The following is a 22985-nucleotide window of genomic DNA, read 5'->3' as shown; positions in this document are numbered from 1 at the left end:
TCGTTACCGTTGGTCCGGGGCCTTTCTGATCCCCCTGGGCCGTCTACGGGCCGTCAGGCCGAGGGGCAGTGGCCCAGCCCAGCGACTCGTAGAGCTTGTCCACGGCCCGGCGTGCTCGGCCGTCACTGCTCGGCATCAGGTGTGTGTAGACGCGGAGGGTGAAGCCGGGGTCCGAGTGCCCCAGGTAGCCGCTCAGTGCCTTGACGTTCTCGCCCGCGTCGAGGAGAACCGAGGCGTAGAAGTGCCGAAGCGCGTGCATGCCGTGTTCGCGCGCCGACTGGTGACGCTGGCCCTTCACCGGCTCGGGGATGATACCCGCACTCACAAGGGCAGGCTTCCAGGCATAGGTGTTGAAGTCGCTCCGCCGCACCGCCCCTGACTCCTCACGGGAGAAGAGCAGCCGCTTGGTGACCGGCGGGCCGTCCGGGGTCAACCAGGGCAACGTCACCTCGACCGGCGGGAAGGCCGTGATGTGTGCCTGGAGCGCGCCAGCTACCCGCTGTGGGAGAGGCACGTCCCGGACCTTGCCACGCTTCGGAGGAGCAAACACCAGGTGCCCGCCTACGTCCTTTACCTGGTAGCCGACGTGCAACCACCCAGTGTCGAAGCCGACTTCATCGATGGGCAGCCCGAAGATCTCACCCTGTCGGAGACCGCAACCGCTGGCCGCGTCAGCCATCGCCCGGAAGCGGTCCGGGAGTCCGGCCCGTACGGCGGAAGCCTGTTCAGTGGTCCACGGCCGGACGCGGCCAGGCGCCCGACTTGGAGCTGTGACCGAGCGGGAGCGGCACGGGTTAGTGGTCCGCAGACGGTCCTCTACGGCAGCGGTGAAGATGCCGGAGACGTTCCCGAAGATGACGCGCCGGTACGACGATGCCGGGACCGCCTTCTCCAACTCGCTCAGCCACTCACGGATGTGAGAGGGCTGGAATGACTCGATGGGACGCAGGCCGAGATAGGGGATCGCGTGTCGCCGGATCTGGGCATCGACCGAGGCCCGTGTGTTCGGGTCGGTAGTTTGGGAGCCGAGCCACTTCTCCGCGTACTGCTTGAAGGTGGTCCGGGCGGTCTTGGGGTCGATGTACTGACCCCGAGTCATGTCGGCTTCGATCTGGGCCAGCCACTGGTCAGCCTGGCGCTTCTGGCGGTCAGCGAAGGACTTGGACTTCTCGGTGCCGTCGGGACCGATGTAGCGGGCGCGGTAGCGCAGGCCGGAGCCGTGGCGGTCCGTCTTGACCCGGTGGGGCTTGCCGTCGGTGCCGGGTTCGGTCTTGTACCAGCGGTCTTGGATGTGTCCGGCCATCAGACGCTCGCCTCCCCGCTCAGGGTCTCGATCCAGGCGTGCACCTTGGTCGGGTCGAAGCGCAGGTGTCGGCCGACGCGGAATCCGGGCGGGCCGGTGCGCTTGCGGCGCCACTGGTAGACGGTCTCCACCGGGATGCCCAGCAGTGAGGCTAGGTCGATCGGGGTGAGGTAGTGGTCGGGAAGTGCCCCCCTTACAGCCATGACAGTTCCTCCTCTTCTCGGGTGAGCTGTGCCTTGAGTTCTTGGCGGTCGGTGGTGCGGCGTTCGTGCAGCTCGGCAGCGACCCCGGCAGCGAGCAGGGACTCACCGGGGCTGTTGCCTGCTCCGGCGAAGGACCAGTGGGCGACGACGAGGGTCTCCGCCTCGGGAAGGTCGTCCAGGTCCGGCAGTCCGGCGGCCAGGAGCTTGGCCCGCAGATCGGTCCGGGACTGCTCGGCGCGGAAGTCGGCACGGACCTGCCGGAGGGCACCGAGGGTGGTCGAGTAGCTGGGCGACTTGGAAGAGAAGTGGCCCCGGAAGCCGAGCATGTGCGACCAGTGGGCCAGCAGCCGCCCGGGGAACAGCGGGTCAAGGTCCCAGCACGCTTCGATCAGGCGCCGGGTGTGGTCCGGCAGTTGGTGCCGCTCCAGCTCATGACGCTCCAGGATGCGCCGGTCAACGGTCTCGGTGCTCTCCGCCGACTTCGTGGCGTACTTGGCGACGTAGGAGGCGACGCCCTGCTCGGAGATCTGGCCGCCTGCGAAGGCGCCGATCGGGCGCACGTCCACCTGCTCGCCCCACCGCAGCACCCGGGCCGGAACGTCACCAGCACCAGCGAGCGGGACACCGGCCGATCGGGCAGCGGCCCGGATCGCGTCATCGAGCAGGCCGACGCTGGCCCAAGCCGGGGGCGGGGTATCCGGACCGTCCGGTCCGTCGAGGCGGATGACGGCGTGGAAGTGCACGGCCCCGCGCCGCTGATACTCCGCCACCTTCCCGTACGAGACGCGGCAGTGGTCTGCCAGCTCCGAGCGGGAGAGACCGGCGCGGACGGCGATCTCACGCCGCAGGTAGATGGTGAAGCGCCGCCACAGCTCGGGGGCGTGGTTGTTCCACAGCACGGCGTGCGCGTAGTCGTACCGCTCGGGGTCGAGTGATGTCCCCAACTTGCCGTCAGTAGACGGGTGTTGGGTGCCGCAGCGGCAGGGTCCGGTCCCGGGCCGGTTGTGGACCGGGCCGAACGACGGGGCCGTGAGGGTGGCGAAGACGCGGGGGTGTGAGCGGACCGTGTCAGGGATGCCCTTGGTGGTGTCTCCGGCGAGTCCGGCGCGGATCAGGTGGAAGGTGTCGGCGGAGTACGTCCGGGCGCAGGAGGGGCAGCGGGAGGCCCGCCGGTTCCCGCACGCCACCTTGAGCCGCCCACCGGGCTCGTGCACGGTGGAGTAGCGGTTCCAGACGGCGCCGGTCGGGGCGTGCACCAGGGTCCGGAAGCCGGTCAGATGGACGGGGTTCGAGCAGCCGCCGGTGCGGCGGATCTGATCCTGAAGACGGGACAGGTCGCCCCGGGAGGCGAGCCGGGCCAAGTCGGCGACAGCCAGCCGGTCAACCTCCCGGAGCGGCAAGGTGGTTGGGGTCACGGGAGGCACACCGCCGAGGAGGACACGATCTTGCCGGTGAACGGCTCGCCGCTGTGCGGCCGGGGCTTGATGGTGATCTCCAGCTGGCCCCGGTGATGGCGGGGGCAGTTCACGAAATCCACCTCGGCGCGCATCCGAATGTGGTCCGGCAGCGGGATCAACCCGGTACCGCCGCACTCGCAGGACTCCGGCAGGCCGAGCACCATCCAGACGGTCTCTTCCGGTTCCGTCTCGACCGGTGCGGACACGGTGTGGCCGGTGATCCGCAGCGGCGAGACGGCCAGGCGACGACGGGACAGCTTGGCAGCAGGCATGATGGTGTTCCCTTGAAAGAGGGGCGAAGGGGACGGCGCGTCGGCTTGGCGGCATGTGCGCGCCGTCCCCGCTGCATTCGCTTGGCGGCTTGCGTTCAGTGTGGACTAGTGCGGACTAGCGTGCAAGCCCTAGTGCGCTATGGGGTGGCCTAGGTCGAGAGCGGTCACTACGCTCGACCCATGACGGTTTCTGTTGACGACGAGCGCCCCAAGTACGTGCAGGTGGCCGACACCTTGCGGGTCGAGATCGAGACCCGCGCACTCCAGCCCGGACAGAAACTTCCCTCGCTCCGTGAGCTGGCCGAACGGTTTGGCATCGCCGAGATGACCGTTCAGAGCGCGCTCCGAGTGCTGCGCGAGGAAGGCGTGATCATCTCGACCGCCGGACGGGGCTCCTTCGTGCGCTCCCTGGAGGAGCCGGAGCCGACAGAGTCGGAGCTGAGCGTTCATGAGCAGATCGACCACCTCTCGGCAGAGCTACGACGACTTGCCGAACGGGTAGCCAAGTTGGAGCAGCAGGCCCCCCGTTCTGCTTCGGACTCCAACGATGGGTGACGGAGCGTCAGCCGGGGAGTGACACGAGGGGTGTCACGCCGGGGACAGCCCTGGTGTCACCCGGCTGTCACCACCCTTGTCCAAGGGCATCCCGGTGCCAGACTCAGGGCATGGACTCCAGAGGGAGGGGCAACATGAGCGACGACCGGCCCGCATGGGCACGACGCATTGCCGCTGAGCGCCAGGCGCGGGGATGGTCGCAGGCCCAGGCGGTCAACGCCCTACGCGCGCACTCGACCAAGGAACTTCCCGAACAGGCCAACCTGGTCCGGGCCTGGAAGCGCTGGGAGTCCGGCGAGATCAAGCCCAGCGACTTCTACCAGCCGGTCATCGCCGCCACCTTCGGAACCGTCACACACGCCATCTTCCCGAAGGCTGGCCGACGCGACGGGAACGCCGAAATCGCGACCGTCAGCGGCATGGAGACCCTGGACATCCTCGGCCGGATGCAGGCGTCCGACGTGGACGCGGCGACACTCGAAGCGCTCCAGATCACCGTCGACCGCCTCTGCTCCGAGTACGCGTTCATGCCGAGCGCCCAACTCGCCGTCGAGGGACGGGAATGGCTCTCTCGCGTGGCGAGTCTGCGATCCGAGCGGCTGACGCTCAGCCAGCACCGTGAAGTGCTCACCCTGGCAGGCTGGTTGGCTCTGCTGGTCGGGTGTGTCGAGTACGACATGGGCCTTCGTCACGAAGCAGAGGCGACCCGCAAGGCGGCCTTGTCCATCGGGCTTGAGACCGACCATGCCGAGATTCGGGGGTGGGCGCACGAGATGCGCGCCTGGTTTGCCCTGACGACCGGGGATCAGCGGGGAGTGCTGGCAGCCGCCAAGAGCGGTAGCGAGATCGCAGGCAACCGGGGCGTGGCCGTACAGCTTGCCGCCCAGGAGGCGAAGGCGTGGGCCCGGCTCGGGGACCGCCGCCAGACAGAGGTAGCTCTTGACCGGGGTCGGAGGCTGCTGGAGGGCATGGAGCACCCCGAGAACCTGGACAACCACTTCGTGGTGGACCCGGCGAAGTTCGACTTCTACGTCATGGACTGCTACCGGATGCTGGGCGAGAACCGGCTCGCTCAGACCCTCGCGGAAGAGGTCATCAGCTCCAGCACGGACTACGACGGGACCGAGCGCTCACCGATGCGCATCGCCGAGGCCCGCATCACCCTTGGGGTCGTAGCCGCACGTGAGGGTGACCTTGGCCAGGCAGTCAACTACGGCGAACTCGCGCTTCGCGGTGACCGGCAGTCCTTGCCCTCCCTGCTCATGGTCAGCCGGGAGCTGGCCACCATCGTTCACAAGCAGTACGGCGACGAGGAGCCCGCCAAGCTCTACTTGGGCCATCTGAACCAGCTCAGCCGCCCCGATGCCCAGCTCTGACCGTCGGGTCTGGGTGTGGGTGTTGGGGGATCAAGAGGGTGTGTGGGGTGGGTGGTTATGAGTTTCGCTACTGAATCAAGGCTCGCTGCGCTCGCGGCGCTGGCCCGCCGCTCGCCGTCGCTCCTGTCTTCGCCCCGCTTCGGCGGCGCCGGCCGCGCCATGCTGGCGGCCAAGTGCCGAGTGGAGGTTCAGACCCCGCCGTGGCCGGGGCGGGTGGCTACGCGGTTTTACCCACCTGTCAGGACCGGGACCCGCACCGAGCAAGACCGGGGGGCCACTCGGCCAAATTGCGGTCAGGCCCAGAAGCCCTGACCGAGTCGCAGCAGCTTACGGCCCCCCGATCATGCTCGGACCCAGACCAGACAGGACACCGGCCAAAACCGCTCCACCACCCGCGTGGCGCAACTGGCCCTCTGCGCACATCCTGGTGTTGCTGCCCACGTTGCGACGGACCGCACGGCCGGAGGTAGTTATGAAGGTCCAGGTCAAGATGGATGATGTCACCATCGGTCTGGGGACCAAGGGTGTTCTGTTGAAGATCGCAGACAACAGCGGCAAGCATGTCGGTGACCTGCGCATTGGCAAGGCGACGGCCGAGTGGATGAAGGGCCGTACCCGAGAAGGGAACGGCACGAAGATGCCTCTGAGTGAGCTGATTGCGCGCCTGGAGGGCGAGTGATCTGGCGCTCGCTGTCCAACCGGTCCGGGCCGCCTGTGGGCCGTGCGAGGCGAACCGAGGGCGACCGGCGACGACAGTTGCCGACGGCTTGATCCCAGGTCAGGGGTGTGCGGCTGGGTAGAGGCGCAGGCCGATCGGATGGGCCGTCAGTTCCTGCGCAACAAGCGCCAGGAGTGGGAGGAGTACCGCTCCGAGGTCACGCCGTTCGAGCTGCGGAAGAACCTCCAGGTGCTGTAACCGCGTTCCAGGCCCGGTGCGGCCCGGTCTCCGGCGGCTTCACGCTGCCGGGGGTCGGGCCGTTCGGCTGTGGTGGCCGGGGTGTGACGAATATGTGTTCGGCGAGGGGGTTTCGTCGCTGTACGATCGTTCGACCGATCGCTGGTGTGTCGCGATCGGGTTCATTCGCATGCTGATCTCGGGGGACCGTTGAAGATCCGTCGTTCGCTCGCCGCTGCCGTTTTCCTGGCCACGGCGGCCGCACCCGCTGCCATGGCCGCCACTCCGGCGTTCGCCGACAGTGCTCCGGCGGGGCAGGAGCAGGCCGACCAGGCCGGGACGAAGCAGGACGAGGAGAACCGGGCGGCGATCGAGAAGCTGCTCGTCTACCCGAACGACTACCTGCTCACCGCACCGAGCGACTACCTCCGCGAGCACGCGGCGGCGGCCCTCGCCGGTACTCCGGAGGACCGGGCGCGGTTCCTCGCGTCGGAGGTGGACCGGATCCGTGTGGGCGACGCGCAGATCGCGATCATACGGCTCATGAGCGCGGGTGGCCCGGTGCTCAAGAAGGCAGCTGAGGCCGCGTTCGAGGCGAAGGACATCGAGAAGTTCCGCGCCTTCCTGACCGTCGGTCAGTACACGGCCCGCACCGAGGACGAGAACCGAGCCAAGGTGCAGCGGATCCTCGACGACCCGAGCAGCGGGCCGGTGGTCCGCGAGCGTGCGGAGAAGGCGCTCGCGGGTACCGCCGCCGACGTCGAGCGCTTCCTCGCGACGGGCTACAGCAACGGCGCCGAGCACGACGCCCGGATCAAGCTCAGCCAGATCATGTCGGCCGGTGGCCCGGCGGTGCAGCAGGCCGCCAACACCGCGATGTCCGGCACCGTCGAGGACGTCCTCGAGTTCCTGAAGACCGGTCAGTACGTCGCCCGGGCGGAGGACGAGAACCGCGCCGAGGTGCAGCGCATCATCGACGACCCGAGCACCGGACGGCACGTTCGAGAGGCGGCCGAGAAGGCGCTGGCCGGCACTGCGGTGGCTGTCGAGCACTTCCTCAGGACGGAGCTGGAGTCGCTGCGCGTGTCCGACGACCTGATCCGTGCCACCGGGCTGGCAGATACCGGCGGACCCGAGGTCCGGAAGGCCGGCAACGCCGCGCTCAACGGCACCATCGAGGACGTCCGCGCCTTCCTGAAGGAGGGCCAGTACACGGCCCGCGCCAAGGACGAGGCAGCCGCGAAGGCCGCCGCCGAGGCGGCGCAGGGTGGCTCCGGTGGCGCCAAGCCGGACACCGCCGTGGTCCCCGCCGCCGACAGCACCGGCACGCCGGTCACCCCCGTCACCACCACGGACGGCCAGGACGCCGGGGACCGGCTGGCCTCCACCGGTACGACCACCCCGCTGGCGCAGCTGGCCGGCCTCGGTGGCGCGGCCGTCGTGCTGGGTGCCGGCGTGGTCGTCGCCGCGCGGCGCCGTACGCAGGTCTGACCCGCTCCAGGTCGGCGACGGCCCGGCTCCCGGAGGCTTCCACGCCGACGGGGGACCGGGCCGTCGCCGTGACCGGGTGTCAGGTCCGGCCGTCCGCGAGGAGCTCGGCGATGATCTCGGTGCCGAGGGCGTAGGCCGGGACGCCTGCGGTGATCAGGGCGGTCTCGGCCACGCCCGCGAGGTCGGTGAGGGTGGCGTCGGCGTGCAGGGCGCCCAGGGCGTGGATCCGGGCCGGGCCGGCCTGGCCGAGGGCCAGCAGCTGCCCGAAGTGGACGAGTTGCTGGACCCGCGGGCCGAGCGGACTGTCGGTCAGCACGACGTGGCGCAGGGCGGCCAGCGCCTCCTCGGTGGGGAGGCGGTCGAGGTGCCGGGCCAAGCGGAGGCGGTCCTCGACGCCCTGCGGGACGGCGCCGAGGGTGGCCCGGTAGCGCTCGCGGACGGCCTCAATGCGGGAGTCGGCGCGGGGGTCGGTCATGACGCGGCCCGGGCGATCGAGCTGCGGACGGCTGCCAGGGCGCCGGCCGGGAAGTCCACGGCGCCGCCGAGGGCGACGGCGGCGAGTTCCGCCTCGGCGCTCTCCTCGATGGCGACCAGCAGGTGGGCGGTGGCGGCCGGGTCGGGGCCGAAGACCAGCAGGCCGTGGTTGGCGAGCAGGACGGCCGAGGTGGTCGGACGGTCCGCCAGCACCGAGGCGATTCCGCGCACCGACACGTCCGAGCCGCGCGGGCCCCAGGGGACCACCGGGACCTCCTCGGGCTGGCCGAACCGGAGCATCGGCTCGGTGCGGCAGGGCAGCGGCCGGTGGGCGACGGCGAAGGCGGTCGCGGCGGGGGAGTGGGTGTGGATGATCGTGCCGACCCCGGGGCGGGCCCGGTAGACGGCGCTGTGCATGGCGATGATCTCGGTGCTGACGGAGCGGAGCTCGCCGTCGAGGAGCCGCCCGTCCAGGCCGACCGTGGCGAGCTGTTCGGGCCGCAGACCACGGACGAAGCCCGGGGTCAGCAGGAAGCGGTCGCCGTCGAGCCGGGCGCTCAGGTTGGCGTGGCCGGAGTGTGACATCACCCCGGCGGCGAACAGGCTCTCGGCGGCCTCGACCAGGGCGTGGGCGGTCGGTGCGGTGGTCATCGTGGCAGCTCCGGGACGTCGGCCGGCGGCGGCCGCCGGTGCGGCGCCGTCCGGGCGGGGCCCACTCTTCAACTTGCACTATGGTTCAAGTCAAGCGAGGGACCGGGGCGGGGCAGAGGAGGCGCGGGCATGCGGTTGACGATCGGTCAGCTCGCCAGGGCCACCGCGGTGCCCGCCTCGGCGATCCGGTACTGGGAGCGCCACGGCCTGCTGCCGGAGCCCGAACGCCAGGGCGGCCAGCGGCGGTACCCGCCGGAGGCGGCCGGCCGGATCGTGCTGCTGCGCAAGTGCCAGCAGGCGGGGCTGACGCTGGCCGAGATCCGGACGTTCCAGTTGGAGCAGTCCACCCGGCAGGCGATGATCCGCGGCAAGCTGGTCGAGATCGAGCAGCGCAGGATCGACCTCGAGCACGCCCACCAACTGCTCACCCACGCCCTCCAGTGCGGCGAGGAGGACATCGTCCGGTGTCCGAAGTTCCGGGAGCAGATGGCGACTTGGCGGACACCGGCCGAGGCCGACCCAACCCGGGCGTCCGCTGCGCCCAGCTGAACCTCGGCACGTCGGCCGAGGGCTGACCCTCCGCCGCCTGCCGGGGGCGCGGCAGTCGCGTTCCCGGGCCCGGCCCGCCGCGCAGGCGGCGCTCCAACGGCCGTTCCACCCAACGGAACAGGGCTCCGGCCAGCACCAGACTGCCCCCCGCCAGCAGCAGCCACACGGCTGCGGTGTCGACCCCCGGGGCCGGGCGGCCGAAGCACGCCAGCCAGCTCCGGAGACCGATCTCGTGCACCAGGTACCAGGCGAACGACCAGTCGCCCAGCCGGACTTGGCTGCGATGGCCGAACCTGCTGCCGCCGCGCAGGTCGGCCTGCGCGGCGGCGGTGATCAGCAGCGCGAACAGCGGTGCGGAGAGCAACTGGGCGGCGGAGTACGGCCCGTACCAGAGGCTGTCCGGTACGGCCCGGTGCCAGGGCACCAGCGCCGCGTGGAAGCCGAGCACCGCCAGCACGGCGGGCCGCAGCGGCAGCGGGCGGACCAGACCGCGCCGGACGGCCAGCGCGGCCGCCGCGCCGAGCACGAACTGCGGGGTGCGGCCCAGCGGCAGGTAGTCCAACAGCCAGCTGCGCAGCGCGGGTTCGGCCACCAGGGCGCCGGACAGCCAGACCAGTCCGCCGAGCAGCGTGCAGCCCGCCAGCACCGGCCCCGGCCGACGGCGGGTCAGCACCGGCAGCAGCAGCGGGAAGAGCAGGTAGAACCAGCCCTCGTCGCCGAGCGACCAGCCGGCCGGGTTGCCGCCCATCACCATCCCGTGCAGCCACGGGTGCAGCAGCGGCAACGACCAGAGGGCGGCCACCACCGGGACGGTGGCGCCGATCGCCGCGTACACCGCCAGCGACAGGCCGGTGGTCAGCACGTGCAGCGGCCAGATCCGGGCCAGCCTCCGACGGTGGAACACCAGGGCGGGCACCGGGGAGTCGGCGTACGTCCAGGCCAGCACGAAGCCGGAGAGCACGAAGAAGAAGGTCACCCCGCTCCGGCCGTACCAGACCAGGGGGGAGAGCAGCGGCAGCTCACCCACCTGGCGGGACAGGTGGTAGAGCACGACGAGCAGGGCGGCCCAGAAGCGCAGCCCGGTGAGGGAGGGGAGTCGGGTGGGCACACCGGGGTTAACGGGTGACCGGGCGGTGGGGTGACGGGACGTCGGCCAAGGCAGCCGGCCCCCGCACACGTACGCTCGTATCGAACAGCTGTCAGCGGCAGAGAGGCGACCGTGGTGGCGGAGCGGAGCAGTCGGCTGGAGATACGCCTGGTGCGGCGCGGGTTCTCCGACCCGCAGGCCGCCGTGGGGTTGCTCGACGAGCCGTGGTTGCACGGGCTGGCCGACGACCCGGTGCTGCTGGACGCACTCGGCGCGACCGCCGACCCGGACCTCGCGCTGCTCGGCCTGGGCCGGCTGCTGGAAGCCCTCGACCCGGCCGAACGGCACACCCTGCGGGACACCCTGACGAGCTCCAAGCCGCTCCGGGACCGGCTGCTCTCGGTGCTCGGCGCCTCCACCGCGCTCGGCGACCACCTGGCCAGGCACCCCCGGGACTGGCACGCCCTGGTCACCTTCGAGCTCCGGGACATCCACCCCGGCACCGAGGACTTCCGGCGCGAACTGCACCGTCGGATGGGCACCGCGGGCACCGACCGGGCGGACGCGCTGCGGATCGCCTACCGGCGCTGCCTGCTGACCATCGCCGCCCGCGACCTGAGCGGCACCACCGACCTGCCGCAGACCGCCGCCGAACTGGCCGACCTGGCCGGCGCCACCCTGCAGACCGCGCTGGAGATCGCCGCCGAGGAGGACCCGGAGGCGGCCGGCCGGTGCCGGCTCGCGGTGATCGGCATGGGCAAGTGCGGCGGCCGCGAGCTCAACTACGTCTCCGACGTGGACGTGATCTTCGTCGCCGAGCCGCGCGAGGGCGTCGAGGAGCTCCAGGCGGTGCAGGCCGCCACCCGGTTGGCCGCCCGGATGATGCGGCTCTGCTCGGACACCACCGGCGAGGGCACCATCTGGCCGGTGGACGCCAACCTGCGCCCGGAGGGCCGGAACGGGCCGCTGGTCCGCACCCTGGCCAGCCACCTGGCGTACTACCAGCGCTGGGCCAAGACCTGGGAGTTCCAGGCCCTGCTGAAGGCCCGTCCGGTGGCGGGCGACGCCGAGCTCGGCGCCGCGTACGCCGAGGCCACCGGCGCACTGGTCTGGCAGGCCGCCGAGCGGGACAACTTCGTCGCCGACGTCCAGCAGATGCGCCGCCGGGTGGTGGACGCGATCCCCGTCACCGAGCTGGACCGGCAGCTCAAGCTCGGGCCCGGCGGGCTGCGGGACGTCGAGTTCGCGGTCCAGCTGCTCCAGCTGGTGCACGGCCGGACCGACGCCCGGCTGCACAGCCCCACCACCCTGGCCGCCCTGGCGGCGCTCAGCGCCGGCGGCTACGTCGGCCGGGCCGACGCGGCCTCGCTGGACGCCGCGTACCGGTTCCTGCGCGCGATGGAGCACCGCATCCAGCTGCACCGGCTGCGCCGGACCCACCTGATGCCCACCGATCCGGCCGACCTGCGCCGGCTGGCCCGTTCGCTGGGCGCCCAGATCAACGACACCGGCCTGTCCGGACAAGGGGGCCGGGCCGACCCGGTCGCCGCGCTCCAGCGGGAGTGGAAGCGGCACGCCGTGGAGGTCCGGCGGCTGCACGAGAAGCTGTTCTACCGCCCGCTGCTGGACGCCGTGGCCGAGCTGCCGACCGGCGCGATCGGGCTCTCCACCCAGGCGGCCAAGGCCCGGCTGGAGGCACTCGGCTACGCCGACCCGGCGGCCGCGCTGCGCCACCTGACCGCTCTGGCCTCCGGGGTGAGCCGGAAGGCCGCGATCCAGCGCACCCTGCTGCCGGTGCTGCTCGGCTGGTTCGCCGACTCGGCCGACCCGGACGCCGGCCTGCTGAACTTCCGTCAGGTCTCGGACGCGCTCGGCCGCACCCCCTGGTACCTGCGGCTGCTGCGGGACGAGAGCGCGGCCGCCGAACAGCTGGCCCGGGTGCTCTCGGCAGGGCGGCTGGCCCCGGACCTGCTGCTCCGGGCCCCCGAGGCGGTGGCCATGCTCGGTGACCCGCAGGGCCTGCTGCCACGGGGACGGGTGGCGCTGACCCAGGAGATCCGGTCCGCCGTCGGCCGGGCCGGCTCGGCGGCCGCCGGGGTCGCGGCCGCCCGAGGGGTCCGCCGCCGGGAGCTGTTCCGGACCTCCGCCGCCGACGTGCTGGGCCGGTTCGGCGAGGAGCCGGGCGCCGCCGTGGACGCGGCGGCCGAGGCGCTGACCGCCCTGAACGCCGCCACCCTGCAAGGCGCGCTGCTGGCCTGCGTGACCGAGTGGGAGGCGGCCAACGGCGAGCTGCCGACCCGGCTCGCGGTGATCGCGATGGGCCGGTTCGGCGGGCACGAGATGGGCTACGGCTCGGACGCCGACGTCCTCTTCGTGCACGAGCCGCTGCTCGGCGTGCTGGACCACGACGCCGCCAAAGCCGCGTACGAGGTCTGCAACCGCTTGCGGACGCTGCTGGCCTCGCCGTCCACCGAACCCCCGCTCCTGGTCGACGCCGACCTCCGGCCGGAGGGCCGGCAGGGCCCGCTGGCGCGGACGCTCGCCTCGTACGAGGCGTACTACCGGCGCTGGTCGCACGTCTGGGAGTCCCAGGCGCTGCTGCGGGCCGAACCGGTGGCGGGCGACCCCGAGCTGGGCGAGCGGTTCCGGGCCCTGATCGACCCGCTGCGCTACCCCGGGGCCGGGGTGCCCACCCAGGACCTGCTGGAGATCCGCCGGATCAAGGCCCGGATCGAGGCCGAGCGCCTGCCCCGGGGGGCCGACCCGACCACCCACACCAAGATCGGCCGGGGCGGCCTGGCGGACGTGGAGTGGACGGTGCAGCTGCTCCAGCTGCAGCACGGGCACCGGGTGCCCGGCCTGCGGACCACCCGGACCCGGGCCGCCCTCGCGGCGGCGGTCGAGGCGGGGCTGGTCGAGGTGGAGGACGCGGCGGTGCTGGACGCGGCGTGGGTGCTGGCCTCGCGGGTGCGCAGTGCGGTGATGCTGGTCCGGGGCCGGGCGGGGGACAGCTTCCCCTCCGAGGCCCGCGAACTGGCCGGGGTGGCCCGCTACCTCGGCTACGGCTCGGGCCACACCGGCGAACTGGTCGACGAGTACCGGCGCACCACGCGCCGGGCCCGCGCCGTGGTGGAGGAGCTCTTCTACGGCTGAAACCCTCTGGCAGGTGCTCCAGTCCTACGTGGGGGCTGTGCTGTTGTGCGGCTCCGCCGCGTGGGCGCACGTGGTGCACATCCGGGGGCTCGGGGCTCTGCTGTTGTGCGGCTCCGCCGCGTGGGCGACGCCGGCCTTTTTGCAGGTGCTCAGCCCGCTACGGAGTCAGGGGCTCGGGGCTGTGCTGTTGTGCGGCTCCGCCGCGTGGGCGACGCCGGCCTCGTGCAAGGTGATCCGTGCGTAGGTGGTCAGGGACTTTCGCAGTGACCCGAGCGCCAGATCTCCTCGCCCGCGCGGCGCAGCCGCAAGCAGCAGAGCCCTCAGCCCCTGGGCAGGGCACCCTCGGAGCCGCAAAAAGCTGAGCGCCTGCCTGAGGGCTAGTGGTCGACCTTGGTGAGGGACCACTCGTCGGGGACGGTGAGGTCGCGTTCGGGGGTGGTGCGGGTGCGGGGAAGCCGGTAGACCCAGACGTGGTAGACCACGCGGGCCGCCGTGAAGCCGAGGGCCAGGCAGAGTGCGCCGCCGACCGCGTCCATCCAGAAGTGGTTGGCGGTGGAGACGATCACCAGCAGGGTGAGGGCGGGGTAGAGCAGCCCCAGGACCCGGACCCAGGGTGCGCGGGCCAGGAAGAAGATGGTCAGCCCGCACCAGAGCGACCAGCCGATGTGCATCGAGGGCATCGCCGCGTACTGGTTGGAGACGTTGGCCGCCGCGCCGGAGGCCATCGAGCCCCAGGTGTCGTGCACCTTGACGGTGTCGATGAAACCGCCGCCGGTCATCAGGCGGGGCGGGGCCAGCGGGTAGAAGTAGAAACCGACCAGGGCGAGACCGGTGGTGACGAAGAGCACGGTGCGGGCCGCCGCGTAGCGGCCGGGGTGGGAGCGGTAGAGCCAGACCAGCACGCCTATGGTCACGATGAAGTGCAGCGTGGCGTAGTAGTAGTTCATCCCGACGATCAGCCAGGTGACCGAGTCGACCGCGTGGTTGATGCCGTGCTCGACCGCGATGCCGAGGTGCTGTTCGAGGTCCCATATCCAGCTCGCGTGCCGCTGGGCGATCACGTCCTGCTCGGGCACCGCGTTGCGGACCAGCGAGTACAGCCAGTAACTGACCCCGATCAGGGCGAGCTCGAACCACAGTCGGGGGCGGGCCGGGGTGCGGCGCTGCTCGCGGATGCGGCCGCGCACGGCCGCGCCGGTGGACTGGGCGGCGCGGGTGGCTCCGTCCGGCCGACGGCCCGTACGGCCTTCGCCCTGGACGGAACCGGCCTGCGCCGCTGCCCGGCCGTCGGTGGCACTGGCTGCGGACTGCTCGGTCGATTCCCCCATGGGCGAGAAGTCTGCCAGACGGCTCGTGGCCGTCTGCTCATCCTGCGGTAGTGGATTCTTCACCGCCTGTCCCCCTTCCGGGGTACTGGACTGGGTGCCGGGGTCTGACATGGGGTCCATTGTGACTCGTTCGGGGGCGGCCGGTCGACGCGACCCCCGGCTCGGCGGCGGCAGGCAACGGTTCGGTCAAGACCACGCCCGCAATCTTTTCTGCATCTTGCTGAAACATTTTGCAGCCGCTAGCGTCCAGCCACCCAACGACGACCAGCCGCCTCAAGGGAGCCCGCAGTGGCCGAAGCCCAGCCCCGCCGCCCACGGAGCACGACGCCCTACCGACGTCCCGGCCGGACGGCCGCACTGATCGCCGCGTCGCTGCTGGCGACCGGGCTGGGGGCCGCCCCGCTGGCGACGGCCGCGGCGCCGGCCGGGCCGCCCTCGGACAAGGCGATGGCCGGGTCGGCCGATCGGCACGACCTGACCAGGGAGCAGTTCTACTTCGTGCTGCCGGACCGGTTCGCCAACGGTGACCCGAAGAACGACACCGGCGGTCTGACCGGTACCCGGCTGGAGACCGGGCTCGACCCGGCGGACAAGGGCTTCTATCACGGCGGCGACCTACAGGGCCTGATCGACAAGCTGGACTACGTCCAGGGCCTGGGCACCACTGCGATCTGGATGGCGCCGCTGTTCAAGAACCGCCCGGTGCAGGGCACCGGTGCGGACGCCTCGGCCGGCTACCACGGCTACTGGATCACCGACTTCACCCAGGTCGACCCGCACTTCGGCACCAACGCGCAGCTCAAGGAGCTGATCGCGAAGGCGCACAAGAAGGGCATCAAGGTCTTCTTCGACGTCATCACCAACCACACGGCGGACGTGGTCGACTTCACCGAGGGGAAGTACGACTACCGCTCGGCCGGTGCCTTCCCGACGCTGGACGCCGACGGGAACCCGGTGGACGAGACCGCCGTCGCCGACGCGGCCGCCCAGTGGCCGAAGATCGGCGCGGACTCGTTCCCCTACACGCCGTCCTTCCGCAGCGACGCGGACAAGAAGGCCAAGAGCCCGTCCTGGCTGAACGACCCGGCGCTCTACCACAACCGGGGCAACTCGACCTTCGTCGGCGAGTCCGCCACCGAGGGCGACTTCTCCGGGCTGGACGACCTGGACACCCAGAACCCCCGGGTGGTCGAGGGCATGCAGCAGATCTACCGGACCTGGGTGAAGGAGAGCGGGGTCGACGGCTTCCGGATCGACACCGTCAAGCACGTCAACATGGCCTTCTGGTCCCAGTGGGCCCCCGCGCTCAAGAGCTACGCCGCCGAGCGGGGCAACAAGGACTTCTTCATGTTCGGCGAGGTCTACTCCGGCGACCCCTCGGTCACCGCGCCGTACGTGACCAAGGGCAAGCTGCAGGCCACCCTGGACTTCGCGTTCCAGGAGAGCGCCCGCAAGTACGTCTCGCAGGGCGGCTCGGCCAAGGGGCTGGCCGAGCTGTACGCCCAGGACTTCCGCTACACCACCGGCGACACCAACGCGTACGAGCTGCCGACCTTTCTCGGCAACCACGACATGGGTCGGTTCGGCAGCTTCCTGCAGAGCGACAACCCGGGGGCGTCGGCCGAGCAGCTGCTGCAGAAGGACCGGTTCGCCAACGAGCTGATGTTCCTGACCCGGGGTCAGCCGGTGGTCTACTACGGCGACGAGCAGGGCTTCACCGGCGCGGGGGGTGACAAGGACGCCCGGCACGACATGTTCGCCTCGAAGACCGGCTCCTACAACCAGGACACCGTGATCGGCGGCAGCAAGGGCTCCGCCGACCGGTACGGCCAGGGCGGCGCGCTGTACCAGGGGATCAGCACCCTGGCCGCGCTCCGCAAGGCGCACCCGGCGCTGGCCGACGGCGCACAGATCGAGCGGTACGCGGCGGACGGTGCGGGCGTGTACGCGTTCTCCCGGATCGACGCCGGGCAGCAGGTCGAGTACCTGGTCGCGGTCAACAACTCGGCCGAGCCGAAGACCGTCACGCTGGACACCTTCTCGGCGGGCATGGAGTTCCGGCAGCTCTACCCGAGCGCCGGCGCGAAGGCCACCAGCGGTGCCGACCGCAAGGTCACCGTGACGGTGCCCGGGTACTCCTCGGTGGTGCACCAGGCGGCCGGCAGGCTCGCCAAGCCGGCCACCGCGCCCCAACTCGCCCTGAATGCACCGGACAACGGCTCGACCGGCACCGTCACGATCGGCGCCGAGGTGCCGGGCGGCGGCTTCAACCGGGTCTCGTTCGCCGCGCAGGTCGGCAACGGCCCCTGGCAGCAGCTCGGTTCGGCCGACAACGGGACGTACAAGGTCACCCAGGACCTGGCCGGGGTGGCGCCCGGCACGGTGGTCCGCTACAAGGCGGTGGTCAAGGACTCCGGCGGCAACCTCCGCTCCGCCACCGGGAGTTTCACCACCGGTACCCCCGCGCCCAAGCCCGTGCCGAGCGCCACCTCGCGCCCGTACGCGGTCGTGCACTACCAGCGGAAGAACGCCGACTACGACGGCTGGAACATGTACGCCTGGGGCGACCTGGCCGACGGCGAGTCCACCCCCTGGCCGGACGGGCACGGCTTCACCGGGCGGGACGCCTACGGGGCCTTCGCCTACGTGAAGTTGAAGAGCGGCGCGGCCGACGTCGGCTTCGTGGTGGAGAAGGGCGGCAGCAAGGACGGCGAGGCCGACCGGCACATCGACCTGGGGGCCACCGGCGAGGTCTGGGTCAAGGAGGGCGACCCGAACGTCTACACCAAGAACCCGGACCCGGCCGTCCCGGTCCCCGCCGACACGGCGGTGATCCACTACTACCGGGCGGACGGCAAGTACGACGGCTGGGGCCTGCACGACTGGACCGGCGCGGCCACCCCGACCGACTGGGGCAACCCGCTGCGGCCGGCCCGGAAGGACTCCTACGGTGCGGTCTTCGAGGTGCCGCTGGCGGCCGGGGCGACCAGCCTGAGCTACATCCTGCACAACGGCAACGACAAGGACCTGCCGAACGACCAGTCGCTGGACTTCGCGACCAGCGGCCGGGAGATCTGGATCATCGGCGGCCAGGAGGGCCACCTGCTGCCGCAGGCGGCGGGCAGTTCCGCGCAGCTCGACCTCTCCTCGGCCCGGGCCCAGTGGATCGACGCGAGGACGGTACTGGTTCCGGCCAACTACGGCGCGGGGGACAGCGCGTTGGCGGGCGGCACCAGCGCCCAGCTGATCTACGACGCCGACGGCGGCCTCACCGTCGACAAGGGTGTGCTGACCAAGCCGGGCCAGTGGATCCGGCTCAACCCGGGCACCCTAACGGCTGCCCAGAAGGCCAAGTACCCGCACCTGGCGGGTTACCGCGCCTTCACGGTGGACGGCCGGGACGCCGGGCGGATCGGCAGGGCGCTGCGCAGCCAGCTGATCTTCACCGAGCACCTGCCGAGCGGCGCCACGCTGGCCGCCACCGGCGTGCAGACACCCGGGGTGCTGGACGACCTGTACGCGGCCAGGGCCGCGAAGGCCCAACTCGGCCCGGTCTACCGGAAGTCCGACGGCTGGGGCTGGTGGGACGGTGACCGCGAGGTGACCCTCTCGCTCTGGGCGCCGACCGCCACCGAGGTCTCGGTGCAGCTCTTCGACCGGGCGACCGGGGGCACGGCGCGGACGGTGCCGCTGCGCCGGGACGAGGCGACCGGTGTCTGGTCGCTGACCAGGGACGCCGACGAACTGGACGGCAAGTACTACCTGTACCAGGTCAAGGTCTGGGCGCCGAGCGTCCGGCAGAACGTCACCAACCTGGTCACCGACCCGTACTCGGTGGCGCTCTCGGCGGACTCCAAGCGCAGCCTGGTGGCCGATCTGACCGACCGTGACACCAAGCCGCGCGGCTGGGACGCGCACCGGTCGCCGCAGGCGGTGCCGCCGAGCCGGCAGCAGATCCAGGAGCTGCACGTCCGGGACTTCTCCTCGGCCGACGCCACCGTGCCGGCCGCCGAGCGGGGCACCTACCGGGCGTTCACCGAGTCGAAGTCGGCCGGCATGCAGCACCTGCGGGAACTGGCCAAGGCCGGGGTGACCACCATCCACCTGCTGCCGACCTTCGACATCGCCACCGTCCGGGAGAACCGGGCCGACCAGAAGCTGCCCGCCTGCGACCTGAACTCCCTTGCGGCGGACAGCGAGCAGCAGCAGGAGTGCGTGGCGGCGGTGCAGGCCGAGGACGCGTACAACTGGGGCTACGACCCGCTGCACTACACCGTCCCGGAGGGCTCGTACGCCACCGAGGCGAACGGGACGGCGCGGACCGTGCAGTTCCGCGAGATGGTGCAGGCGATGCACGAGGCGGGCCTGCGGGTGGTGCTGGACGTGGTCTACAACCACACCGCGGCGGCCGGCCAGGCCGAGCACTCGGTGCTCGACAAGGTGGTGCCCGGCTACTACCAACGGCTCAGCGACGCGGGCGCGGTGACCACCGACAGCTGCTGCGCGGACACCGCGCCGGAGCACGCGATGATGAACAAGCTGGTGGTCGACTCGGTGCTGACCTGGGCGAAGGAGTACCGGGTCGACGGCTTCCGGTTCGACCTGATGGGCCTGGACCCGAAGCAGACCATGCTGGACGTCCGGTCGGCGCTGCGCGGGCTCAGCAAGGAGCGGGACGGGGTCGAGGGGAAGGACGTCTTCCTCTACGGCGAGGGCTGGAACTTCGGCGTGGTGGCCAACAACTCCCGTTTCGTGCAGGCGAGTCAGCTCGAGATGGCGGGTACCGGCATCGCCACCTTCAACGACCGGGTGCGGGACGCGGCCCGGGGCGGCAACTTCATGCTGAGCTCGGCGCCCCAGCAGGGCTTCGCCTCGGGTCTGTACACCGACCCCAACGGGTCGGCTGCGAACGGCACCTCGGCCGAGCAGCGGGCCCGGCTGCTGCACCAGATGGACCAGATCAAGATCGGCCTGACCGGCAACCTGGCCGGTTTCGCGTTCACCGACAGCAGCGGAAAGCCGGTCACCGGCGCGGGAGTCGACTACAACGGCGCCCCGACCGGCTACGCGGCCGAGCCCGGCGAGGCGGTCGAGTACGTCGACGCGCACGACAACGCCGACCTGTTCGACGCGCTGGCCTACAAGCTGCCGACCACGACCACCCCGGCGGACCGGGCCCGGATGCAGGCGCTCGGGCTCTCGCTGACCGCGTTGAGCCAGGGGCCCGGCTTCGCGCAGGCGGGCAGCGACCTGCTGCGTTCCAAGTCGCTGGACGCCAACTCGTTCGACTCGGGTGACTGGTTCAACGCGATCCAGTGGGACTGCACCCAGGGCAACGGCTGGGGCCGGGGCCTGCCGATGGCGGCCGACAACAAGGAGCTGTGGCCGACCGCCAAATCCCTGCTGGCCGACCCCCGGCTGACCGTGGGCTGCAACGAGATCCAGGCCACCGGCGCGCAGTTCGGGCAGTTCCTGCGGATCAAGCAGTCCTCGCCGCTGTTCGCGCTGGGCAGCGCGAAGGAGGTGCAGCAGCGGCTGTCCTTCCCGCTCTCGGGCACAGCAGATCCTGGCCGGCCTGAAGGACACCCGTCAGTCACTGCACCAGGTGCAGGCGCAGGGCTCCGATCCGGTGGTGAAGAACGCCTCCTTCACAGCCTCCACCGGTACCTTCACGGTTCCCGCTCGTACGGTGGCGGTGTTCGTACAGGGCTAGTTGGCCGAAAACAGTCGCCCGGCGGCTTCCGGTGGTGACACCGGAGCCCCGGGCGGCGCTGTTTCCGGAAGCCGTCCGGAGAGGGTGCGAACAGCCGACCGACCGTCCGGCCGGGGGTGGATCGGCGCACTGTTCAGCACCGATGGGGCGGATGCGAAGCGCGAGCCGCAACATGACAACCATCGCCAGATGGACCCTACCGACCGACCGGTCCGACACTTCGTCAGGTCGCGGGTGCCTGGGGCGGATATCGGCCAAACCGTGGCATGCATCTGTCATTCATCACTCGTTTGCTGCCACGATTCCCCCGGCTGCAGACGAGCCGGGCCCCAATACCCCCCGCTGCAGCAGTTCCAGCGCAGGCAAGGCGCTACCAAAGCACCACTCCTTTGTACGCACCGACCTGGGCCGCGCACCAGTGGCCCGGGGCCCCCGCTGTGCCGCAACCCCGCGGCCAGGTTCTCTCCACCGTTCGTGAACCCCGCGACCGGTCGGAAAAGGAGTCCGCATGTCCCGCTACACCCATGCCCGGGTGACGTTGGCCGCCCTCGCGGCCACCACCGCACTGGTGGTGACCGCACTGCCCACCATGGCGCAGGCGGCCCCCCAGGCCCCCGCACCGGTCAGCCAGGCGGCTGCCGGCAAGGCTCAGCTGCTGTCCGACGCGGGCCAGAAGGGTGCCGGCCTGGTCTCGGCGCTCGGTCTGACCAGCCAGGAGAAGCTGATCGCCAAGGACGTCGTGGTCGACGCCGACGGCTCCCGCCACCTGCGCTACGAGCGCACCTACGGCGGTCTCCCGGTGCTCGGCGGCGACCTGGTGGTCCACCAGACCGCGGGTGGCGTCACCAAGGGTCTGGACCGGGCCAGCACGGCCTCGCTGGCCGGCGTCTCCACCACTCCGGCGCTGGCCGCCCCGAAGGCGCAGGCCGCCGCGCTCGCCGCCGCCCAGGGCTCCAGCCTGGACACCGCGCCGCGGCTGGTCCTCTGGGCTGCCGACAACGCGCCGAAGCTGGCCTGGGAGACCGTGGTCTCGGGCGTCGAGGCGGACGGCACCCCGGCCCGCACCCACATCGTGACGGACGCTCAGTCCGGCGTGGTGCTGAGCAAGTTCGAGGGTATCCAGAAGGGCACCGGCCAGGGCGTCTTCGTCGGCAACGTCAACATCGGCACCTCGCTGTCGGGTTCGACGTACCAGATGAAGGACACCGCCCGCGGCGGGCAGTACACCACCAACCTGAACAACGGGACCTCCGGCAACGGCACCCTGTTCACCAAGGCCACCGACGCCTGGGGCAACGGCCTGGCCAGCAACAAGGAGTCGGCCGCCGTCGACGCCCACTACGGTGCGGGCGCGACCTGGGACTTCTACAAGAACACCTTCAACCGCTCGGGCATCCGCAACGACGGTGTCGGCGCGTTCAGCCGGGTCCACTACGGCAGCAACTACGTCAACGCCTTCTGGGACGACAGCTGCTTCTGCATGACCTACGGTGACGGCTCGGGCAACAACGCCCCGCTGACCGCCCTGGACGTGGCGGGCCACGAGATGACGCACGGCGTCACCTCCAACACCGCCAACCTCACCTACTCCGGCGAGTCCGGCGGCCTCAACGAGGCCACCTCGGACATCTTCGGCACCATGGTCGAGTTCTACGCCAACCTCCCCGCCGACGTGCCGGACTACCTCATCGGCGAGGAGATCAACATCAACGGGGACGGCACGCCGCTCCGTTACATGGACAAGCCCTCCAAGGACGGTTCCTCCAAGGACGCCTGGTACTCGGGCATCGGCAACGTGGACGTCCACTACTCCTCGGGCCCGGCCAACCACTTCTTCTACCTGCTGTCCGAGGGCAGCGGCGCGAAGGTCATCAACGGGGTCAGCTACAACAGCCCGACCACCAACAACATCGCGGTCACCGGCATCGGCCGGGACAAGGCCGCGGCGATCTGGTACCGCGCGCTGACGGTCTACATGACCTCCAGCACCAACTACGCGGCCGCCCGCACCGCCACCGAGAAGGCCGCGACCGACCTGTACGGCGCGGGCTCGGCCGAGCTGCTCGCGGTCGGCACCGCGTGGGCCGGCGTCAGTGTCGGCACCGTGCCCACGAACCCGGGCACCGTGACCGTCACCAACCCGGGCAACCAGACCACCAAGATCAACACGGCGGTCAGCCTGCAGATCCAGGCCACCGGTGGCACCGCCCCGCGGACCTTCACCGCCTCGGGCCTGCCGGCCGGTCTCTCGATCAGCTCCACGGGCCTGATCACCGGTACCCCGACCGCGCTCGGCACCTCGAACGTGACCGTCACCGCGACGGACAGCGCCTCGAAGACCGGCACGGCCAGCTTCACCTGGACCGTCAACAACGTCACCAGCACCTGCACCCCGGCGCAGCTGCTCGGTAACGCGGGCTTCGAGTCCGGTGCGACCGCCTGGACCCAGACCTCCGGTGTGATCGACAACGGCACCGG

Annotated in this window: 14 protein-coding genes and 3 pseudogenes; 9 read left to right on the top strand and 8 right to left on the bottom strand. The window is 71.1% G+C overall.

Annotated features, from left to right (window positions below; all coding sequences use genetic code 11):
• Positions 1–43: 43 nt before the first annotated feature.
• Genes ACIRPK_RS04340 through ACIRPK_RS04325 form a run of 4 tightly spaced genes read right to left on the bottom strand, consistent with a single transcriptional unit; the run spans position 44 to position 3235 of the window.
• Positions 44–1303 carry a tyrosine-type recombinase/integrase gene (locus tag ACIRPK_RS04340; protein ID WP_403032816.1) on the bottom strand — a complete coding sequence of 420 codons (1260 nt, stop codon included), beginning with the start codon at positions 1301–1303 and terminating at the stop codon, positions 44–46.
• A complete protein-coding gene (locus tag ACIRPK_RS04335; protein WP_403032814.1) occupies positions 1303–1506 on the bottom strand; it encodes a helix-turn-helix domain-containing protein in 204 nt (67 codons plus the stop codon). The genes ACIRPK_RS04340 and ACIRPK_RS04335 overlap by 1 nt, the downstream gene beginning before the upstream one ends.
• The gene (gene repSA / locus ACIRPK_RS04330) at positions 1497–2921 is read right to left on the bottom strand and encodes a replication initiator protein RepSA (protein WP_403032811.1); all 1425 of its coding nucleotides are present in this window, start codon (positions 2919–2921) and stop codon (positions 1497–1499) included. The genes ACIRPK_RS04335 and repSA overlap by 10 nt, the downstream gene beginning before the upstream one ends.
• A complete protein-coding gene (locus ACIRPK_RS04325; protein WP_403032809.1) occupies positions 2918–3235 on the bottom strand; it encodes a hypothetical protein in 318 nt (105 codons plus the stop codon). The genes repSA and ACIRPK_RS04325 overlap by 4 nt, the downstream gene beginning before the upstream one ends.
• Before the next feature lie 180 nt (positions 3236–3415).
• Between ACIRPK_RS04325 and ACIRPK_RS04320 the strand changes: the two genes are divergently transcribed.
• The 5 genes and pseudogenes from ACIRPK_RS04320 (at position 3416) to ACIRPK_RS04300 (ending at position 7552) form a co-directional block, all read left to right on the top strand.
• The gene (locus ACIRPK_RS04320; protein ID WP_403032806.1) at positions 3416–3790 is read left to right on the top strand and encodes a GntR family transcriptional regulator; all 375 of its coding nucleotides are present in this window, start codon (positions 3416–3418) and stop codon (positions 3788–3790) included.
• A 134-nt stretch (positions 3791–3924) separates the two neighbouring features.
• Entirely contained in the window at positions 3925–5166 is a 1242-nt protein-coding gene (locus tag ACIRPK_RS04315) for a multiprotein-bridging factor 1 family protein (RefSeq protein WP_403032804.1), read from the top strand.
• 472 nt (positions 5167–5638) lie between these two features.
• On the top strand, positions 5639–5845 hold the full coding sequence (locus tag ACIRPK_RS04310) for a hypothetical protein (RefSeq protein ID WP_403032801.1): 207 nt from the start codon (positions 5639–5641) through the stop codon (positions 5843–5845).
• Positions 5846–5995: 150 nt separating this feature from the next.
• A pseudogene (locus ACIRPK_RS04305) lies at positions 5996–6082 on the top strand (glutamine synthetase); the annotation flags it as partial.
• 189 nt (positions 6083–6271) lie between these two features.
• The gene (locus ACIRPK_RS04300) at positions 6272–7552 is read left to right on the top strand and encodes an ALF repeat-containing protein (RefSeq protein WP_403032798.1); all 1281 of its coding nucleotides are present in this window, start codon (positions 6272–6274) and stop codon (positions 7550–7552) included.
• Positions 7553–7631: 79 nt separating this feature from the next.
• On the opposite strand, the gene ACIRPK_RS04295 is transcribed toward ACIRPK_RS04300, so the two are convergent.
• Positions 7632–8027: a carboxymuconolactone decarboxylase family protein gene (locus ACIRPK_RS04295; protein WP_403032796.1), complete on the bottom strand. Its 396-nt coding sequence runs from the start codon at positions 8025–8027 to the stop codon at positions 7632–7634.
• The gene (locus tag ACIRPK_RS04290; RefSeq protein ID WP_403032793.1) at positions 8024–8677 is read right to left on the bottom strand and encodes a class II aldolase/adducin family protein; all 654 of its coding nucleotides are present in this window, start codon (positions 8675–8677) and stop codon (positions 8024–8026) included. Before ACIRPK_RS04290 ends, ACIRPK_RS04295 begins: the two co-directional genes overlap by 4 nt.
• A gap of 129 nt (positions 8678–8806) precedes the next feature.
• Between ACIRPK_RS04290 and ACIRPK_RS04285 the strand changes: the two genes are divergently transcribed.
• On the top strand, positions 8807–9226 hold the full coding sequence (locus ACIRPK_RS04285) for a MerR family transcriptional regulator (protein ID WP_403032791.1): 420 nt from the start codon (positions 8807–8809) through the stop codon (positions 9224–9226).
• Between the two features lie 130 nt (positions 9227–9356).
• Here ACIRPK_RS04285 and ACIRPK_RS04280 read toward each other — a convergent pair.
• A pseudogene (locus ACIRPK_RS04280) lies at positions 9357–10334 on the bottom strand (acyltransferase family protein); the annotation flags it as partial.
• Positions 10335–10445: 111 nt separating this feature from the next.
• Here ACIRPK_RS04280 and ACIRPK_RS04275 point away from each other — a divergent pair.
• Positions 10446–13466, top strand: a complete 3021-nt coding sequence (locus ACIRPK_RS04275) for a bifunctional [glutamine synthetase] adenylyltransferase/[glutamine synthetase]-adenylyl-L-tyrosine phosphorylase (RefSeq protein WP_403032789.1) — start codon at positions 10446–10448, stop codon at positions 13464–13466.
• 377 nt (positions 13467–13843) lie between these two features.
• Here the strand turns inward: ACIRPK_RS04275 and ACIRPK_RS04270 are convergent, their stop codons facing one another.
• Complete coding sequence (locus ACIRPK_RS04270; protein WP_403032786.1) at positions 13844–14794, bottom strand: phosphatase PAP2 family protein; 951 nt, start codon at positions 14792–14794, stop codon at positions 13844–13846.
• Positions 14795–15082: 288 nt separating this feature from the next.
• Here ACIRPK_RS04270 and pulA point away from each other — a divergent pair.
• Together pulA and ACIRPK_RS04260 are read left to right on the top strand one after the other, a co-directional pair.
• A pseudogene (gene pulA, locus ACIRPK_RS04265) lies at positions 15083–20507 on the top strand (pullulanase-type alpha-1,6-glucosidase).
• Positions 20508–21015: 508 nt separating this feature from the next.
• On the top strand, positions 21016–22985 hold a 1970-nt coding region (locus tag ACIRPK_RS04260; protein ID WP_403032783.1), incomplete at its 3' end, for a M4 family metallopeptidase.

Source organism: Kitasatospora sp. NPDC101801, assembly GCF_044766665.1.
Lineage (GTDB): Bacteria > Actinomycetota > Actinomycetes > Streptomycetales > Streptomycetaceae > Kitasatospora.
This window is presented reverse-complemented; position numbering and strand designations above follow the sequence as displayed.